Origin of the sequence: Shouchella tritolerans (assembly GCF_025770735.1) — a bacterium.
GTDB lineage: Bacteria > Bacillota > Bacilli > Bacillales > Bacillaceae_D > Shouchella > Shouchella tritolerans.
Map to the genome: position 1 here is coordinate 858,452 of NZ_JAODPB010000001.1, position 13,395 is coordinate 871,846.

The window sequence follows — 13,395 nt, forward strand, 5'->3', positions numbered from 1 at the left end:
AATATCGTCTCCTTTGTTTAGAAAATAAGGGTATAAAGAACAGCGCCAACAATACCGCCAACAATTGGCCCGAGAATGGGCACCCATGCGTAAGCCCAATCGGAGGGCCCTTTTTTGTGAATTGGCAATAAAGCGTGGGCAAGGCGTGGGCCAAGGTCACGCGCTGGGTTAATGGCATAGCCAGTCGTGCCTCCGAGGGAAAGGCCAATCGCAATGATAAGCAAGCCAACGACAATCGGATTCAATCCTTCACTGAATGTATTGGCGCCAATAGCCAATAACCCGAATACCAATACAGCAGTGCCAATTAATTCGCTTAAGAAATTGGCTGGAAGGTGGCGGATCGCCGGGCCAGTTGCAAATACGCCTAGTTTGACTCCTGCATCTTCCGTTGCCTTCCAGTGTGGATAATAATGTAGAAAGACAATGACAGCACCAAGAAAAGCTCCGGCCAACTGTCCGATTATATAGCCGGGAACTTGCGCCCAAGGAAACTGCCCGACGGCAGCAAATCCAAGCGTGACAGCAGGGTTCAAATGGGCGTCACTCACAGTGCCGGCCACATAAACGCCAAGCGCTACTGCAAAGCCCCAGCCTACCGAAATCGCAATCCAGCCTGCCCCTTCTCCTTTTGATTGTTTTAGCGTCACACCGGCGACAACGCCAGCGCCAAAAATGATAAGAACCATAGTGCCGATAAGCTCCGCCATGATTTCTGCCATTTTTCGTACCTCCTTCATGATGTCAAGCCGAAAGCCTAATTGGAAGAAAGGAAAGTGCATAAAAAAGAGCAGCCTTAATCACAGGGTCGCACAGGACGCTGTTATAAGGCTGCCTCTCATTTGCTCATCAGCTCTCACTTTAACTTGTCCCCGCATTATATCCTGTTTTAACAAATTTGTAAACGGATACATCAAAATTTGGGAAAATCTACACAATGACTCTTTAAAATCGTATTCGCTCTTGTAATGGGTAGAACCATTTTTCGCTTTCGGAGCGCCTTTTTATTAACCTATGTATGAGCAATGAAGGAGGGAAAGTTGTGTGGGAAAGTACGGCAAGAGCGAATAAGAAGGTAGGAAGATGTCCTTGTCTGTACGTCCCATTGGACAAGCGGTTTCTGTCAGCCTGTGTAATGTTTTGACAACGTCGCCAATCTTAATGGTCAGGTGTAATGCCTAACACATTAAAAAAACGGCTAGGCGGATAATGAATGGGAATTTTACATTGACAAATGGAAACGGAAGCGTTTACACTATTACCGAAACCGGTTTCGTAAAATGTATATCCTATACAAGGGGGAAACGAAATGGCGAAGAAAGCATTTGGGCTGGCACTTGCGTCTACGCTGCTGTTAGCAGCTTGTGGAGGCGGAAGTACTGAAGATGCGTCGGGGGACGACCATGTTGAATTAACATTTTGGTTGTTTGGCACAACGAAATATGAAGAACTAGCAGAAGTGTATATGGAGGAAAATCCAGGTGTCACCATTCATATCCAAGAAGGAGACAATACCGATCACCACAATAATTTATTTACGGCCTTGTCTACTGGAAGCGGGGCACCGGATTTAGCGCTTGTGGAAATTAATGAAATTGAACGGTACCGTGATGCTCAAGACCGGTTTATTAATTTATACGACTACGGCGCTGAGGAACTAAAAGACCATTATTTAGATTGGGTGTGGGCGACTGCTGAAAACCGAGACGGTGATTTCTTATTCGGCCTGCCAACAGATATTGGCCCAACGGCGATGTTTTATCGGACGGACGTCTTTGAAGAAGCGGGTTTGCCAACCGATCCCGAAGAGGTGTCTGCCACAATTCAAACATGGGATGACTATACGGAAATGGCCAACACCATTTATGAAAAGACAGGAACCATTGTCACTGACAGCCCTGAATTAGTTTACAATGCGTTACGGGACCAAGCCAAGGACCATTATTTTAATGAAAATGAAGAGTTGATCGTTGAAAACAATGCGGCTATCCGCGAGGCTTATGACCGCACGGTTGAATTGATCGAAAATGGCGTCGTTGGTTCGTTGGAGCTTTGGACGCCTGAATGGGGCGGTGCCATGGATACTGGCGATTATGCAACATTGCTTGGCCCGGCTTGGATGATTGCCGTCATCCAAGGAAACGCGCCAAATGCAGCAGGCAACTGGTCGATTGCTGATATGCCTGAAGGAGCAGGGAACTGGGGCGGTTCATTTGTGACGATTCCAGCAGAGACGGACCATCCGGAAGAAGCATACGATTTTGTAAAATGGCTATTGTCGCCTGAGAATCAATTACAGTCGTTTGTCGATGCCGGTTTATTCCCGTCAGCGCCTGCTGTGTATGAAGAAGAAGCATTTATTAACCATACGGATGAGTACTTTAATGGTTTAAACACGGCCGCTGTATTTGGCAAGGCAGCGCAGCAAGTGGAAAGCGTCTATAAAGGCCGCAATTACATGCTTGTCCAAGAGGAGATTTTAACAGCGCTCGATAATGTGAACAGCAACGGTGCTGATCCTGATGCAGAGTGGGATGCGGCAATGAAGCGGATCAATGATCGTTTGCAGCGCGGATAAAGAAGGAGAGACATAGATGGAAACAGCAAAATCAAGCCCTCATCCTTTCGTGCGCAAACCAAAGCGAATATATAAAGATAAATGGCCTGGCCTTTTATTTATCTCGCCCTTTTTTCTGTTGTTTGCTGTTTTTGGCTTGATCCCCATGCTATTTAGTTTTTATCTAGCTTTTTTTAGCTGGAATGGGCTCGGGCCGATGACGTTTACAGGAATCGAAAACTTTCGCCTAGTCTTAGAAGATGCGTTGTTTTGGAAGTCGTTATCAAACACATTTATCATTGGCGTGATGGGAACATTGCCACAGCTGATTATTGGGATTTTTTTGGCGTATGCGCTGAATTCCACCCTAATACGGTTTCGTAACGTGTTTAGGGTAGCGGTTTTTATTCCATATGTGACATCGATTGTGGCAGTAGCCGTTATTTTCGGTGTTTTGTTCAGCAACCAAACGCATGGCCTTGTGAACTCGATTTTAATTGGGCTAGGCTATGATGCCGTATCGTTTACGACAAGCGAATGGGGCGCGAAAATCGCTATTTCACTAATGATTTTTTGGCGCTGGATTGGCTATAACACATTGATTTATTTGGCTGGGATGCAAAGCATTCCAAAAGAATTATACGAAGCCGCCAAAATGGACGGCGCTTCAATTTGGTCTGAATTGCGTTATGTCGTCATTCCTATGCTTAAGCCTTTTATTATTTTTACAGTGTTTACGGCAACGATTGGCGCCTTGCAAGTGTTTACCGAACCGCTTGTGTTCCTTGGAAGGAGCTTGCGTGAGGAAGGAATTACGATCGTCGCTTATTTGTACCGGGATGCATTTATGAATAATTTCTTTGGAACCGCTTCCGCTACAGCAGTGATGCTCTTTATTCTAATAATGATCATTACATGTGTGAATTTGCTCCTCACCAACCAAATCGGAAGAAGCACATGGAAGGGAGGACCAAAGTGAAGAAAACGCAATCATTTGGAAAGATCATGTTGTATGTCACGTTAATCATCGCTTCGCTGCTGGCAGTTTTTCCGTTCTATTGGATGTTTGTCATGGCGACTAATCCAAGCCATTTAATTAACCAAACACCGCCAGTAGTCATTCCAGGAACGGAGCTAGTCCGTAATTTTCAAAATGTCATGGCCAACGTTGATTTTTTTGGCGCATTTAAAAATTCGTTTATTGTCTCGATTTCCGTTACGATTGGAACGCTTTTCCTATGCTCTCTCGCTGGGTTTGCATTTGCTAAGCTCGATTTTCCATGGAAAACGTTTTGGTTTGCCGCGATCCTCGTGACGATGATGGTTCCACCGCAACTTGGGTTAATTCCCCAGTATTTTATTATTACAGAGCTAGGCTGGCTAAGCGATTTGCGAGCAGTTATCGTGCCTGGGCTTATAAACGCGTTCGGGATTTTTTGGATGAGGCAATACATTAAGGATTCGATTCCTGATGCATTAATAGAGGCAGGGAAGATCGATGGCTGCTCTACATTCAGGATGTATTGGAATGTCGTTGTGCCTGCGATCGCACCAGCCTTTGCGACACTAGGTATTATTGTTTTCATGAATGTATGGAATGATTTCCTATGGCCGCTCGTAGTCTTACAAGATTCGGCAAGCCATACCCTTCAGGTTGCTTTGCGTTCCCTTAATGATTCGTACGTGAATGATTATGGTATGATAATGTCAGGCACGCTTTGGGCAACAGCTCCGCTCATTGCGATCTTTTTGCTATTCAACCGTTTCTTTATTAATAGCCTGACACAAGGCGCTGTGAAAGGATAGAGTCGTTTGAAAGAGAACAATGCAATCACCATTAAAGACATTGCTAAAAAAGCCGGTGTTTCCCAAGCGACCATTTCGAAAATCCTAAATGATTACCCTGATGTGAGCCAGAAAACAAAAGAACGGGTTTTTCGAATTATGGAAGAAGCAGGATACCGGCCTTCCCACTCTGCCCGCACATTGGCGCAAAAAACGTCAAAGCTCATTGGCGTTATTTACGCAGGGCGGATAAATGCAGATTTTGACCACCCATTTTTTATTGAAGTGCTAAACGCGTTTAAACGGACGATCGGCATGCACGGGTACGACTTGTTGTTTTTTTCTGATGAAACTTTCCAAAAGGAAGAAAATTTCTATGCCAGATGCCTTTATTATAAAGTGGATGGCTGCATTATTATTGCTGGTGAAGATGTCCAGCAATCGATTGAGGACTTAACAAAAAGTGAAATTCCCTGTATCGGTGTGGACATTCAATTAGATGGGCCCAAATCAGGCTACGTGATGACCGATAACAAAAAAATTTCCCAATCCGTTGTCGACTATTTCTATTTGCAAGGCCACCGTGATATCGCTTACATTGGAGGGGCAAACGAATCGGCTGTTTCCAATATTCGGCTAAAAGGGTTTCGCGAAAGCATCCATGAATATGGGCTGACGCTCCGCTCAGAATGGGTAATTGAAGGGGATTTCTTTGAACAAAGCGGCTATGAGGCAGGTTTGTCCTTGTTTAAAGGAAACGCTGAGAAACCGACAGCTGTTTTTTCTTCCTCTGATTTGATGGCATTTGGCTTTATGAGGGCGATGCAAGAACTGGGAGTATCAATACCAGGCGATGTCTCGCTTATTGGCTGTGACGACCAGCTGGCGGCAAGATACGTGCAGCCACCACTTACAACGGTGCGCCAAAACAAAGAGAAAATAGGGAGACTCGCTGCGTTAATGTTGCTTGATTTTATTGCCGGCAGGGCAAGTACAGCCCGGATTTTAGTCGAACCTGAGCTAATTAGTCGTGAAACGACCGCTTCTCTTTTGCTGTAACGTAAAACCCCCGTTCCATTTGTCGCTAGAATCGCGATCAAAAAAGAGGAGTGGCTTGTTTTTTTGGTCGATAACGAAACCGATTTCGTTTGTAATAATTCTAGGAGGCGTCCTATGAAGAAACGATGGTCCGCTGTGGTATTGGGCATGTTGCTCATGGCCCCGATCGAGCAACTATCTGCTCATTCTGTCGTCGAGGAAGTGGGGAAAGGAAGCTATTCACTCGAATATCCACCGATTGATTTTGATTCAATTGCTGATCCAGGCTATGCTGATCAACAACAAGAACCTCCTGCGCACATTTACCATACGGAAAACGTTACCGGGCCAATGCCAACGAACCGCTGGTGGAGTTCTCTTGCAGTTGATCGGTTTTCAAACAACCACTACCCGCATCCGTTTAGCGTCAAGCATCAAGAAAAGGGCTTGAATGTGTTTTATGATGCGCCTCATAATGTCGTCGTCCATGAAAATGCCGAGGCTGGCACGTGGCACATTACAGGCGCGATTTCAACGGACTTTACCATTGGCCATTCTGCTACCGAATCGTTTGATGATGCCAAAGTCGATGACTTTAGCGATTGGTACGTGAGTGGGTTGTTGCAAGACGGCGATGCCATGCTTCGCCTCACTTATGGCGTCGGTTCCCCATATATATTTGCCGAGTATGAAGGGGGGAATGCGGAGATCGATTTCCCAATTGAGCCGCAGATTTGGGCCAATCAAGGCAATGTCATTGGTTTTTCTACCCATGACAATAAGCATTATGCTGTCTATGCGCCAGATGGATTTGACTGGCAACTGCATGGAAGTGAATGGGAAAATGCCGCATCGTTTATCTCTGTGGCGAAACTGCCAGAAGCAACCGATGAGCTTCTCTACACATTTGAAGAATATGCCTTCTCCGTTGTACGTGACTCAAGGGCAGAATATAGCGTTGACCATGATACTGGCGAAGTCCGCACGGTTTATTCAGTAGAAACCGAAGCGAAGGCCGCAGGAGCGAAAGAAGGCACCATTTTTGCTTTATACCCCCATCAATCCCGCCATTTAACAGCTGCGTCAGAAGCGCAGTTGTTGGAGGAAACGATTTTTACGATTCGCGGGGATATGAAACTGCTTCCAAGCAACGAATTTGAAACAACCCTTCAATATACAGGCGTATTGCCGAGCCTGCCAAATGTCGGGACGGATACGGATCGCTTGCACGGATATTTGCAAGAAGCGCAAGCCGATTACCCAACAGGCCAAGATACGTATGAACTTGGCAAGTATTTAGGGAAGCTAGCCAACCTTGCGCCAATTGCCGACCAGGTAGGTGACAAAGCCCTTGCCGATTCTTTTCGAGATGAACTGCGAGCGCAACTGGAAGATTGGCTTGTGGCCACAGACGAGGATGGACGGTTAAAGAGCGAAAATCTTTTCTACTACAACGAAAATTGGGGAACGCTGCTTGGTTATCATGCGGCCCATGGATCAGCGGTGCGGATCAATGACCACCATTTCCATTATGGATATTTTGTGAAAGCAGCTGCTGAAATAGCCCGCGTCCATCCAGAATGGGCAAACGATGAAGAGTGGGGCGCCATGATCGATTTGTTGATCCGTGACTTTGCTGCTGGGCGCGATGATGACATGTTTCCATACTTGCGCATGTTTGACCCTTATTCCGGGCACTCATGGGCAGACGGCCTTGCCACATTTGATTCAGGCAATAACCAAGAATCATCTTCTGAAGCCATGCATGCTTGGACCAATTTAATTTTATGGGCTGAGGCCACAAACGATTCGGAATTGCTTGACCGCGCTATTTACTTGTATACAACTGAAATGAGCGCCATTAACGAATACTTCTTTGATGTCTATGACGAAATCCATCCTGAAGCATACAAACCTGAAAGTGTGACGATCAACTGGGGTGGCAAGATGGACCATGCGACGTGGTGGCATTCTGGCATGGTCGAAAAATACGCGATCAATTGGCTCCCCCTTCATGGCGGCGCGTTGTATTTAGGCCATCATCCTGATTATGTCGAGCGTGCCTATCACGAATTGTATACACGCAATGGCTCAACGGATTGGAACTTGTGGGCGAATATGGTGTGGGCGTATCGCGCCTTGACCAATCCAAGCGATGCCGTCTCGCAAATGAATGCCAAAATCGATGATTATGGCGAGTTTAATCCAGGGGATGAACGAATTATGGAACGGGGCAGCACGAAAGCACAGACGTATCAATGGGTTACTAGCTTGTACGCCCTTGGCCAGGTGGACCCTACCGTACAAGCCGATACGCCAACATATGCTGTCTTTACCAAAAATGGCGAGCGTGTATATGTTGCCTACAACTATCGTGATGCGCCAACAACAGTGACGTTTACAGACGGCCACACCGCCCTAGTCGAGGCAAATAGCTTTTACACGAACGCCGCCGATGTGGGGCCTCCGATTGAACAGCCAAATCCGAGCCCTGATCCAGAACCTAACCAGCCTGGGAACGGAGACCAACATGAGCATGACCATTATTCTGTTACGGTTGCACAAGATCATAACCAAGCGATCATTACTTTTTCACCAACAGCACCAGCTCGTTACGTTGACTTTCATTATCGTTTAAATGGCGGCGACCAGCAAAATGTCCGCATGAATGAAGGAAACGGACAATGGCACTATTCCATTCAAGGTGTAAGCGGAGAAGATGAACTGACGTACCGCTTTACGTATGAACGAGAAGGACCTCAATACGAGACAGAGTGGTACACATTTAGGCCATAGCGTATAAACGTAAAGCTAGCCTGTTAACCGATGCGATCAAACGGCGGTTAACAGGCTTTTTTGACAAAAAGAATGAGTTGTTTGACGCATGTAATTATTTTATCTTTAAAAAGGTATTAGTAACGATATGTTTGCGGGTGAGGGTGTTCTGTATAATAATGCTTGTATGAGGCGGTCCCTTTCGGAGGCTGCCCTTTCTCTTTGCACCATGTTGGCGGCCCTAGAATGACCGATTCCTGAATCGGCGCCACTACGTTTTCATAGGCGTTGCCATTGACACAATAAGCAAGCTCCATAATGCTGCCCGGCGTAAAGCGAAGGAAGTCAGAACCGTAGACGATATCGGGTGTCGGTTTATCAAAAATCGTTAGCAAATGGGTTCCATCCGTTAAAGCAACAATCCAATGAAACCAACCTTTTGGCAAGACGACCGCTTGCCCAGGAACAAGCTCGTATGTAAGCAAGTTTTGGGAGAATGGATTAAAAACAGATGCCTGTACTTTGCCGCCAATGACAAATACAAGCTCCGAGGCGTTCGTATGCCAATGTGGCGTTATGACAATGCCAGCGCTCATATGGACATTAAAAAATCCCGTGGGGATAGCGGGAAGCTGGGCAGCAAACAACTGGGTAATATAGTTTTGCGGATCTCGTTGGTAATTAAGTGTTCTTGTGGAGTCGCCTGCTAAATTCAATGAAGGTGACTGCAACACGGGCGTATTCATGTACACTCCTCCCTTTTTTGTCATTGTATGCATAGAGAGAAAAGGTTAGCACACTTAGAGTTTGTTACCAGAGTGGTCCTTAAAAACGGTGGCCAGCTAAGACAAACCGCTTCTTTCATTCAATCAAGAAAAGGCTTCTTGGCATTTGCCAAGAAGCCTAAAGGAGTTTGCTTACGTTTCGACAGCAGTGATGTCATCGCAACAAATCGTTACAATTCTTGATTTTTTATGGCAGTCACAATTTGCTAGGAAAACCATGTTTTTGCGGACATCAACAAACTCGCCACGGACGCAGCCGCCGCCTTTTAGAAAAACAGTAACAAATTGGCCACGGGCAATGTGTTTAAAGAAAGAATGGCAATCGCATTTGTCCCTGTCATGTCGATCGTGTCGATCATGTCGATCATGTCGATCATGTCGATCATGTCGATCGTGCTTGTCGCACTTATCGCACTTATCGTGTCTGTCGTGCCTGTCACACTTATCGCACTTGTCGTGTCGATCGTGCCTGTCGTGCTTTTTGTGTTTACGGGAAGAAAAATCGGAAAAGTTGCTTGAATAGCTGTAATAGCTCATGTTTTATTCCCCCTTTCTGTTCTATGCTAGTACTATATGTACGATTCCGTTGTTTGCATAGGCAAGGCAAGCAGTACATTCGCACGTTTTGCCATAAACAAACAAATGCTGATAGATAGAAGTCTAATGGGGTTTTGCCGAATGGCTCGATCCTTGTCTGGTATGTGTTCATTTGCCTTTACACTGTGTGATTCCATACAGTGTTTTTTCATGTCTGGTGAATTGGTTTCCTGAAAAGCTGATTCGTGTCTCAGCCTCTAGTCGCAGAGGAAGTTCAATCTGCCGCTCGTTTTGCCAAACGGCGCTACTGTCTACAATAAATGTATAGACGGCAGAACTTACACCAAAGGAGGTGAACGACATTGACAAAACGCGGATGGATGGTTGTTGCAGCCATTGTGCTTGCAATCATTGTGCTATCGTCGCTAGGGGCGATCATTGGCCTAGGCGCAGGCGCAGTGTTGGCATACTTTGGTTGGCGCCAAGCTACATTGAACGATCAAACGATTATGAAAGTGCTCTGGTGGGTGATTTTGCTTATCGGTGTATGCCTGACGGTTGGCAGCTTGCCAGGAATCATTGGCGTCGGTGCTCTTTATTTGCTAGTGAAGCTTTATGAGAAATGGAAAGAAATGAAGGAATATGATTTCGAGGTTTAAATAGACAACAAAGGAGAGTAAAACGACATGTCTTTTCTAAAACAGCTAAAAGAACAAGTGCAAGCTGACATTGAACATGTGTTTGATCGTAACGACAAGCCTTTTCAAACAGATGATGGCAAGTATGAAGCCGAATCAAAAAAACTCGACAAGCAATTAAAATTATGGAAACAGTCGATTGAAAAACAGCGTAGACTAGAACGTTATTTTTACCAAGAGTGGCAAGACGCCAAAAAGATGGCCAGTAAACGGGCGGAACAATTAGAAATCGCGGAAAGTGCCGGGGTGGAAGAATTAGTTGCTCAAGCACAAAGTGAATTAGCAGCTTATCAAGAACTTGCAAGTGAATACAGTGATTCCTACGAAGAGCAAAAAGAAAGAGTAAAAAAATTAGAAGCACGAGGCCGGGAACTGGAATTTCTCCGCAAAAAAATTCGCCGCATGCAGCTTGATTACATTGCACGCACAGAAGAAGCCAAGCTTGAAAAAAATGCGGCAAAATGGACGTATTATGCAGAGGAGAACGGCGATCTTGACGGGTATGAAGAAGACGAGAACGAGCAAACTGAAGAAAGTGAAGCTGCAGCACTAAAGAAACAACCTAGTTTTGATGTGCAAATTAATTAAAGCAGCAATTAGATAAAAAAAGCGATGTTGCACCGTAAAGCCTTATAGTATAATAGAGGTTGTCGACAAAAATGACCACGAAAGACGCGAGCGAATGTCTAGTCTTATAGCGTCATAAAACGAGCCCGCCTATTTAGCAGGCGGGCAATTTTTTAGAAGGGAGAGCAAAGGAATGAAAAAGAATCGAACGGACATTATTGCTTATATTTTCTTTGCCTTGCTTGTAGCTGCCCTTCTAGAATTGGTATTAAGTGTTGGACCACTCATTATGCTAATTATTGCAGCAGGCTTTATTTATTATGGGCAAAAGCGAATGAGCCGTAGAAAAGGGCGTTTCGCTTTTTATATCGGGATCATCATGTTTGTATTCACGTTGTTCTCCTCTACGTTTTTTATCATTACACTATACGGTTTGCTCTTTTATTCACTATATTTGTTTTGGGAAAAAATGCGTAAACCGCGGCGCGTGAATGTTAACATTGGCGATCAACCAACGGGTGAAGCTGTGCCGCAAAAAAAAGCGCTGTTCTTTAAAAACTTGCTCTTTGGCGATCAGCGTGCTGAAGATCAAGTTTTTAGCAGTGATAATATCAATATTCTTTCGGGCATCGGTACAACGAATGTCCATTTTGAAAATACCGTGTTGCCAGTAGGGGACACGATTGTGATCGTTCGCGGGTTTATCGGCCGTATTCAGCTATATGTCCCTTATGATGCAGGCGTTTCTGTCCAGCATTCCGCCATCTTTGGGCAAACGGTTGTATTTGACCACGAAGAAACGGGCTTTAACCAAAATGTCGCTATTAAAAATAGCCAATATGATGAGGCGCCGCGGAAGCTGCGGATCTACACATCCCTTGTCGCAGGAGATATTGAGGTGATTTACCGATGAAATCAATGCAAAAGGTAGGCGTCCTTACATTCTGCCTCTTAGTTGTTTGTGCTGGATTCGTAAGCTCGTATTTTGTCTCTGTCGGGCTACTTCATTGGGAAGCATTTATAAAAATCGACCCTACTTTTTATAATGTTCCCCCTGTATTATGGCTTGTTGCGATTTTTACGTTGATTGCGATCGTCGTTTACGTTGTTGCTATGCTCATTTGGAAGCGGGGAATGAATGATATTCGCGGGGCATTGCAACAATTAAGTGATGGCCATATGGAAAAAGGGCGAAAACAAGCTGGTCAAATGTCTGCCGATTTTAAAGAGGCGAGCAGTTTAATCATTGACATGGAACGACGGATGAGCAAGCAGGCAGATCGTTCACAAAAATTGATGGAACAATGGGCTGAAAAAGAAAGCCAGTTAAAAAGCGACATCGTATCACAAGAACGAAACCGGATCGCACGTGAACTCCATGATTCGGTCTCACAGCAATTGTATGCGGCATCGATGCTCTTATCGGCGGCTGTAAATGGAAAGAATCCAGATATAGAAGCACTGCAAAAACGGTGCGAGCAAATTGAAAAAGTGGTGAATGACGCCCAAAATGACATGCGCGCTTTGCTATTGCAACTACGGCCAATCCAATTGGAAGACCAATCCTTTAAAGAAGGGGTCGAACAGCTCGTAGACAGCCTTGCCGAAAAGCATCCCCTATCATTTTCTGTACGGATTGCCGATGCTCCCCTTTCACCAGGCATTGAGGATCAGCTCTTTCGGATTGCCCAAGAAGCGATTGCCAACGCATTGCGGCATGCTGAGGCAAAAGAAATTAGCTTGTACTACGACAAGTTGGACCAATTTGCGCTTTTAAAGATTACAGACGATGGGGTAGGCTTTGACCGCAAAGAACACACAGGTGGCTATGGCCTCAACAGCATTGAAGAACGAGCGGAAGAAATTGGCGCCACAACGCGGATTGTCAGCGTTCCAGGCCAAGGCACAAGCGTCGAGATCAAGGTGCCGATTGTAAAAGGAGGAGAAGAGGATGATCCAAGTGCTAATCGTTGATGACCACGAAACGGTGAGGATGGGGGTTTCGGCGTTCTTGTCGACCCAGGAAGACCTCCATGTCGCTGGAGAGGCGGCCAATGGCGAGGAAGGCGTCAAGTTGGCGCTTCAGTTAAAGCCAGATGTCATTTTAATGGACCTCGTTATGGACGGAATGGACGGGATTGAAGCCACCAAACAGATCAAAGCAAACTGGCCCCAGGCAAAAATCGTCGTAGTGACAAGTTTTGTGGACAGTGACAAGCTCCGTCCTGTACTGGAGGCAGGTGCGACGAGCTATGTGTTAAAAACGTCTAGTGCGATGCAAATTGCCGAAGCGATCCGAAAAACACACAATGGCGAGTCGGTGCTTGATGCCAAAGTACAAGGGCAAATGATCTCAGCTTTTACCGCCAATGTCCCATTACACCAAGCCCTGACAAAACGGGAAATGGAAATTTTAAAGCTCATGTCGGAAGGAAAGACCAACCAACAAATCAGTGAAGAGCTTTACATAACCATTAAAACGGTAAAAACCCATGTTAGCCATATATTGGCCAAGTTAGAAGTGGAAGATAGGACGCAAGCTGTGATCTATGCGCTAAAAGAAAAATTGTTCGGCTCGTAAAGCCTTGTCTACTGTTGTCCAAGGCTTAGCGAACCGTTCTTGTTTGCTGAAGTTCGGAGTATGTCCCGCTGA

13 protein-coding genes are annotated in these 13,395 nt (G+C 45.5%); 11 read left to right on the forward strand and 2 right to left on the reverse strand.

The genetic code is table 11. The annotated features are described in order from the left end of the window. Positions 1–17 precede the first annotated feature (17 nt). Entirely contained in the window at positions 18–740 is a 723-nt protein-coding gene (locus N6H06_RS04010) for an MIP/aquaporin family protein (protein ID WP_263705678.1), read from the reverse strand. 569 nt (positions 741–1,309) lie between these two features. On the opposite strand from N6H06_RS04010, the gene N6H06_RS04015 reads away from it, so the two are divergent. The 5 genes from N6H06_RS04015 (at position 1,310) to N6H06_RS04035 (ending at position 8,176) form a co-directional block, all read left to right on the forward strand. Further along, complete coding sequence (locus N6H06_RS04015) at positions 1,310–2,578, forward strand: ABC transporter substrate-binding protein (RefSeq protein WP_212954318.1); 1,269 nt, start codon at positions 1,310–1,312, stop codon at positions 2,576–2,578. A 16-nt stretch (positions 2,579–2,594) separates the two neighbouring features. Then, complete coding sequence (locus tag N6H06_RS04020; protein WP_062745810.1) at positions 2,595–3,536, forward strand: carbohydrate ABC transporter permease; 942 nt, start codon at positions 2,595–2,597, stop codon at positions 3,534–3,536. Then, a complete protein-coding gene (locus tag N6H06_RS04025) occupies positions 3,515–4,363 on the forward strand; it encodes a carbohydrate ABC transporter permease (protein ID WP_263705680.1) in 849 nt (282 codons plus the stop codon). Before N6H06_RS04020 ends, N6H06_RS04025 begins: the two co-directional genes overlap by 22 nt. Before the next feature lie 6 nt (positions 4,364–4,369). Then, positions 4,370–5,401, forward strand: a complete 1,032-nt coding sequence (locus tag N6H06_RS04030) for a LacI family DNA-binding transcriptional regulator (protein WP_212954315.1) — start codon at positions 4,370–4,372, stop codon at positions 5,399–5,401. 114 nt (positions 5,402–5,515) lie between these two features. After that, complete coding sequence (locus tag N6H06_RS04035; protein WP_263705681.1) at positions 5,516–8,176, forward strand: glycosyl hydrolase; 2,661 nt, start codon at positions 5,516–5,518, stop codon at positions 8,174–8,176. A gap of 116 nt (positions 8,177–8,292) precedes the next feature. Here N6H06_RS04035 and N6H06_RS04040 read toward each other — a convergent pair whose 3' ends face one another. Beyond that, entirely contained in the window at positions 8,293–8,901 is a 609-nt protein-coding gene (locus N6H06_RS04040; RefSeq protein WP_062745816.1) for a cupin domain-containing protein, read from the reverse strand. A gap of 354 nt (positions 8,902–9,255) precedes the next feature. On the opposite strand from N6H06_RS04040, the gene N6H06_RS04045 reads away from it, so the two are divergent. The 6 genes from N6H06_RS04045 (at position 9,256) to N6H06_RS04070 (ending at position 13,323) form a co-directional block, all read left to right on the forward strand. After that, on the forward strand, positions 9,256–9,459 hold the full coding sequence (locus tag N6H06_RS04045) for a hypothetical protein (protein WP_193754452.1): 204 nt from the start codon (positions 9,256–9,258) through the stop codon (positions 9,457–9,459). A gap of 380 nt (positions 9,460–9,839) precedes the next feature. Then, on the forward strand, positions 9,840–10,136 hold the full coding sequence (locus N6H06_RS04050) for a lmo0954 family membrane protein (protein ID WP_062745819.1): 297 nt from the start codon (positions 9,840–9,842) through the stop codon (positions 10,134–10,136). Between the two features lie 27 nt (positions 10,137–10,163). Then, on the forward strand, positions 10,164–10,763 hold the full coding sequence (locus N6H06_RS04055) for a hypothetical protein (RefSeq protein WP_263705682.1): 600 nt from the start codon (positions 10,164–10,166) through the stop codon (positions 10,761–10,763). A gap of 172 nt (positions 10,764–10,935) precedes the next feature. Then, entirely contained in the window at positions 10,936–11,655 is a 720-nt protein-coding gene (gene liaF, locus N6H06_RS04060; protein WP_212954312.1) for a cell wall-active antibiotics response protein LiaF, read from the forward strand. Then, entirely contained in the window at positions 11,652–12,716 is a 1,065-nt protein-coding gene (locus N6H06_RS04065) for a sensor histidine kinase (protein WP_212954311.1), read from the forward strand. Before liaF ends, N6H06_RS04065 begins: the two co-directional genes overlap by 4 nt. After that, positions 12,694–13,323, forward strand: coding sequence for a response regulator (locus N6H06_RS04070; RefSeq protein ID WP_062745827.1), 630 nt, complete (start codon positions 12,694–12,696; stop codon positions 13,321–13,323). Before N6H06_RS04065 ends, N6H06_RS04070 begins: the two co-directional genes overlap by 23 nt. The last annotated feature ends 72 nt before the right edge of the window (positions 13,324–13,395 follow it).

Excerpts from the sequence above, each read along its gene's own strand:
- N6H06_RS04035 (WP_263705681.1), top strand. The coding sequence starts at position 5,516 with ATGAAGAAACGATGGTCCGCTGTGGTATTGGGCATGTTGCTCATGGCC.
- liaF (WP_212954312.1), top strand. The coding sequence starts at position 10,936 with ATGAAAAAGAATCGAACGGACATTATTGCTTATATTTTCTTTGCCTTG.
- N6H06_RS04045 (WP_193754452.1), top strand. The coding sequence starts at position 9,256 with ATGGCAATCGCATTTGTCCCTGTCATGTCGATCGTGTCGATCATGTCG.
- N6H06_RS04015 (WP_212954318.1), top strand. The coding sequence starts at position 1,310 with ATGGCGAAGAAAGCATTTGGGCTGGCACTTGCGTCTACGCTGCTGTTA.
- N6H06_RS04040 (WP_062745816.1), bottom strand. The coding sequence starts at position 8,901 with ATGAATACGCCCGTGTTGCAGTCACCTTCATTGAATTTAGCAGGCGAC.
- N6H06_RS04020 (WP_062745810.1), top strand. The coding sequence starts at position 2,595 with ATGGAAACAGCAAAATCAAGCCCTCATCCTTTCGTGCGCAAACCAAAG.
- N6H06_RS04010 (WP_263705678.1), bottom strand. The coding sequence starts at position 740 with ATGAAGGAGGTACGAAAAATGGCAGAAATCATGGCGGAGCTTATCGGC.
- N6H06_RS04070 (WP_062745827.1), top strand. The coding sequence starts at position 12,694 with ATGATCCAAGTGCTAATCGTTGATGACCACGAAACGGTGAGGATGGGG.
- N6H06_RS04055 (WP_263705682.1), top strand. The coding sequence starts at position 10,164 with ATGTCTTTTCTAAAACAGCTAAAAGAACAAGTGCAAGCTGACATTGAA.
- N6H06_RS04025 (WP_263705680.1), top strand. The coding sequence starts at position 3,515 with ATGGAAGGGAGGACCAAAGTGAAGAAAACGCAATCATTTGGAAAGATC.
- N6H06_RS04065 (WP_212954311.1), top strand. The coding sequence starts at position 11,652 with ATGAAATCAATGCAAAAGGTAGGCGTCCTTACATTCTGCCTCTTAGTT.